At 74.4% G+C, this 4,328-nt stretch carries 4 protein-coding genes; all 4 read left to right on the top strand.

All coding sequences use genetic code 11. The features are described from left to right. Positions 1-1,172, top strand: a 1,172-nt coding sequence (locus tag ABT106_RS31230) for an energy-coupling factor transporter transmembrane component T (protein ID WP_502979538.1), incomplete at its 5' end; no start/stop codon positions are given. After that, positions 1,169-2,830 carry an ABC transporter ATP-binding protein gene (locus ABT106_RS31225; RefSeq protein ID WP_351284231.1) on the top strand — a complete coding sequence of 554 codons (1,662 nt, stop codon included), beginning with the start codon at positions 1,169-1,171 and terminating at the stop codon, positions 2,828-2,830. The genes ABT106_RS31230 and ABT106_RS31225, both read left to right, overlap by 4 nt. Further along, the gene (locus ABT106_RS31220; RefSeq protein WP_351284228.1) at positions 2,827-3,687 is read left to right on the top strand and encodes an ECF transporter S component; all 861 of its coding nucleotides are present in this window, start codon (positions 2,827-2,829) and stop codon (positions 3,685-3,687) included. Before ABT106_RS31225 ends, ABT106_RS31220 begins: the two co-directional genes overlap by 4 nt. Before the next feature lie 98 nt (positions 3,688-3,785). Beyond that, positions 3,786-4,265: a hypothetical protein gene (locus ABT106_RS31215; protein ID WP_351284225.1), complete on the top strand. Its 480-nt coding sequence runs from the start codon at positions 3,786-3,788 to the stop codon at positions 4,263-4,265. Positions 4,266-4,328: the final 63 nt, after the last annotated feature.

Genomic DNA, 4,328 nt, shown 5'->3' with positions numbered 1-4,328 from the left:
CCCTCCAGGCCGCGGCCAAGCCGCCCGCGTCCGGCTCCGCGCCGGACGCGGGCGGCCGCCGTCTGCCGCGCACCCTGCACCCGGTGGCCTGGTGGATCTGGGCCCTGGCCCTGGCCACCGCGGTCAGCCGCACCAACAACCCGCTGCTGCTGTTCCTGGTCCTGGCGGTCCTCGGCTACGTCGTCACCATGCGGCGCACCGAGGCCCCGTGGGCCCGCGGCTTCACGTACTACCTCTACCTGGCGCTGACCGTCGTCGCGATCCGGGTCCTGTTCCGCGCCGTCTTCGCGACCGGCATCACGCCCCGGGACCACTTCCTCTTCTCCCTGCCCCACATCCCCACCCCCGACTGGTACGCGGGCATCCAGCTCGGAGGCCCCGTCTCCGTGGAGGCGCTGCTGTCCGCCGCCACCGACGGGCTGCGGCTGGCGTGCATGCTCTGCTGCGTCGGCGCCGCCAACACCCTCGCCAACCCCAAGCGGGCGCTGCGCGTCCTGCCGGGCGCCCTGTACGAGCTGGGCGTGGCCGTGACGGTGTCCATCAGCGTGGCTCCCCAACTGGTGCAGAGCGTCCAGCGGGTGCACCGGGCCCGCCGGCTGCGGGCGGGCCGCACGAAGGGCCTGCGGGCGCTGCGCGGCATCGTCGTCCCCGTGCTGGAGGACGCGCTGGAGCGGTCGTTGAGGCTGGCCGCCGCCATGGACTCGCGCGGCTACGGGCGGTCCGGAACGGCCACGCGCCGGTCCCGCCGGCTGACGGGCGCGCTGATGCTGCTCGGCATGTGCGGGCTGTGCGCGGGCGCGTACGGGCTCCTCGACGCGACCGCGCCGACGCTGCTGGGTCTGCCCGCCATGTCCGCGGGAGCGGTGCTGTGCTTCGCCGGGCTGCGGCTCGGCGGCCGGCGGATCACCCGGACCACCTACCGGCCCGATCCGTGGCGGTTCGCCGAGTGGGCCGTGACGGGGTGCGGTGTGCTGTCGGCCGCCCTGCTGTTCGGCAACGCCGGTTTCAACGCCGCGGACCTCAACCCTTCCATCTATCCGCTCAGCTGGCCGACCCTGCCGCCCGTGCCCGCGGCGGCGATCCTGCTGGCCGGCGCGGCCGGATTCCTGGCCCCGCCGCCGAGCCCGCCCGCCCGGCCCGTTCCGGCACAGCGCACCGAGGACACCGCATGATCACCTTCGACCAGGTCAGCGTCCTGTACGACGACGCGGCCGCCCCCGTCCTGCGTGATGTGGACCTGACCGTCGAGGAGGGCGAACTGTGCCTGGTCGTCGGCCACACCGGCGTCGGCAAGTCCACGCTGCTGGGCGCCGTCAACGGCCTCGTCCCGCACTTCACCGGAGGCACCCTCTTCGGCCGGGTGCTCGTCGACGGCCGCGACACCGCCGGACATCCGCCGCGCGAACTCGCCGACGTGGTCGGCGTGGTGGGGCAGGACCCGCTGGACGGGTTCGTCACGGACACCGTCGAGGAGGAGCTGGCCTACGCGATGGAGCAGTTGGCGGTCCCCCCGGCGACCATGCGCAAGCGCGTCGAGGAGACCCTCGATCTGCTGGGCCTCGCCGACCTGCGCCACCGCCCGCTGCACGAGCTGTCCGGCGGCCAGCAGCAGCGCGTCGCGATCGGCTCCGTGCTGACCGCGCACCCCCGTGTCCTCGTCCTGGACGAGCCGACCTCCGCCCTGGACCCGACCGCGGCGGAGGAGGTGCTGGCCGCCGTCACCCGCCTCGTCCACGACCTCGGCGTCACGGTCCTCCTCGCCGAACACCGCCTGGAGCGGGTGGTCCAGTACGCCGACCGCGTCATCCACCTCCCGGGCGACGGCCTCGTCGTGAGCGGAGCGCCCGCCGAGGTGTTCCGTACGTCGTCCATCGCGCCGCCGATCGTGGAGCTCGGCCGCAGCGTCGGCTGGTCCCCGCTCCCCCTGTCGATCCGCGACGCCCGCCGGGCCGCGGCGCCCCTGCGCGCCCGGCTGGCGGACACCGTCCCCCCGCCGGTGCGCCCCGACGCCCCGGCCGACCGGGCGGAACTCCTCACGGCGCGCGGGGTGACCGTGTCCTACCACGGCGTACCGGCCGTCCGGGAGGTCGGCCTCGGCCTGCGCGGCGGCGAGGTGACGGCGCTCATGGGGCGCAACGGCTCGGGGAAGTCCTCCCTGTTGTGGGCCCTCCAGGGCTCGGGCGCGCGGAGCGCGGGGTCGGTCTCGGTGGTCCCGGCCGACGGAGGGAAGCCGCAGGACCCGCGGAAGCTGTCCGCCGCGCGGGCCCGGCACCTGGTCGGCCTGGTCCCGCAGACCCCCACCGATCTGCTGTACCTCGAAACGGTCGAGCAGGAACTCGACCAGGCCGACACCGAGTCCGCGCCGGAGGCGGGGACCGCGGTCCCGTCGGCCCGCGCGATCCTGGACCGGCTGGCGCCCGGCATCGCCGGGTCGACGCACCCCCGCGACCTCTCCGAGGGCCAGAAGCTGGCCCTGGTCCTGGCGATCCAGCTGTCGGCCGCCCCCCGGGTGCTGCTCCTTGACGAACCCACGCGCGGTCTCGACTACCGGGCCAAGAGCCGGCTCATCCGGATCATCGACGGCCTGGCGGCGCAGGGGCGGGCCGTCGTGATCTCCACGCACGACGTGGAGTTCGTGGCGCGCGCCGCGGACCGGGTGGTCGTCATGGCGGAGGGTGACATCGTCGCGGACGGGGCGACGTCCGAGGTCATCGTCGCCTCCCCCGTCTTCGCGCCGCAGACGGCGAAGATCCTCGCGCCGCTGCCCTACCTCACGGTCGACCAGGTCTCGGCCGTGCTCGCCGCCCAGGGGACGGACCCGGACTCATGACCGCACGCGCCACCGCCGCCATCAGGATCCGCGCGCGGGCGGGGGTGGTCATCGCCATGGCGGCGTTCCTCGGCGTCGTCGCGTTCTTCTGGCCGTTCCTGGTCGCCCCGGGGAAGTTCGGCTCGAACTACGCGCCGCCCCTCATCTTCGGCGTGCTGCTGGTGGTCGTGCTGTGCGTGGTGATCTCGGAGATCGCCGAGGGCGGCATCAGTTCCAAGGCCCTCGCCATGCTGGGCGTCCTGTCCGCGGTGAACGCCGCGATCCGCCCGCTGGGCGCGGGCACGGCGGGCATCGAGACGGTGTTCTTCATCCTGGTCCTGGCCGGCCGGGTCTTCGGGCCGGGTTTCGGCTTCACCCTCGGCTGCACCTCGCTCTTCGCCTCCGCGCTCATCACGGGCGGGGTCGGGCCCTGGATGCCGTACCAGATGTTCGGCTGCGCCTTCGTCGGGATGCTCGCCGGGATGCTGCCGAGGGCCACCGGCCGCCGTGAGGTCGTCATGCTGGCCGCCTACGGCTCGGTGTCCGGCTACCTCTTCGGCTTCCTCCTGAACCTCTCCTTCTGGCCGTTCTCCCTCGACCCGAACAGTTCCATCGCCTACCTTCCCGGGCTGCCGTTCACCGAGCAGTTCCAGCGCTACCTCGCCTTCGACCTGGCGACCTCGCTGGGCTGGGACACCGGCCGGGCGGTCACCAACCTGGTGTGCGTCCTGCTCGCCGGCCCGGCGGTGCTGACGACCTTCCGCCGGGCGGCCCGCAAGGCCCGCTTCCAGGCCCCGGTCCGCTTCCGCAGCGGTGCGGCGCCCGGTCCCCCGGCCGGTCCCGCGCCCGGTTTCCCGGCGGACCGGGCCGCCCCCTGACGGGTCCGCCGCCGGTCCACCGGGTGCGGGTCCCGGCGGGATGGGGGAAGCTGGCAGGGTTCCCGTGCCGACTGCGGGACGACGGCGAGGAGGGTCTCGTGGACGCTTCAGAAGACGGCCGGCGCGCAGCCCGGTCCGGGTTGCGGACGGCCACGCTGTTGTGTGCGGCCGCGGCGCTCGTGGCGGCGGCCGTCCCGGCCTCCGCACAGACCCGGGCGGCCGCCCGGGCTCCGGTGCCGGATCCGGTCGTGGTCGTGGACTGCTTCTCCGAGGACCAGGTGCGTCCCGAGGAGTTCCTGCTGGCCTGCGGTGACGGCAACAACCGCCTCGTGGGGCTCCACTGGGACTGGTGGGGTCCGCGCACCGCGACGGCCACCGGCACCGACATGGCGAACGAATGCCGCCCGAACTGCGCGGCGGGCCGCTTCCGCTCCTATCCCGTGTCCGTGACGCTGGCCAACCCCGAGCCCTGGCCCGACCGCCCCGGCGTGGAGCGCTTCACCACGATCAGGCTCCTGTTCACCGACACCGTGCCGTCGCCGATCCCCAAGGATGTGACGTACAAGCTGGTGTACTGACCCCGTGCGAGCGGGGCCCCGCACCCCCGGTGAGGGCGGCGGGGGCCCCCGCCGGCCCCATGG

The organism is Streptomyces sp. NPDC002044 (assembly GCF_040296725.1).
Taxonomy (GTDB): Bacteria; Actinomycetota; Actinomycetes; order Streptomycetales; family Streptomycetaceae; genus Streptomyces; species Streptomyces antarcticus.
This window is presented reverse-complemented; position numbering and strand designations above follow the sequence as displayed.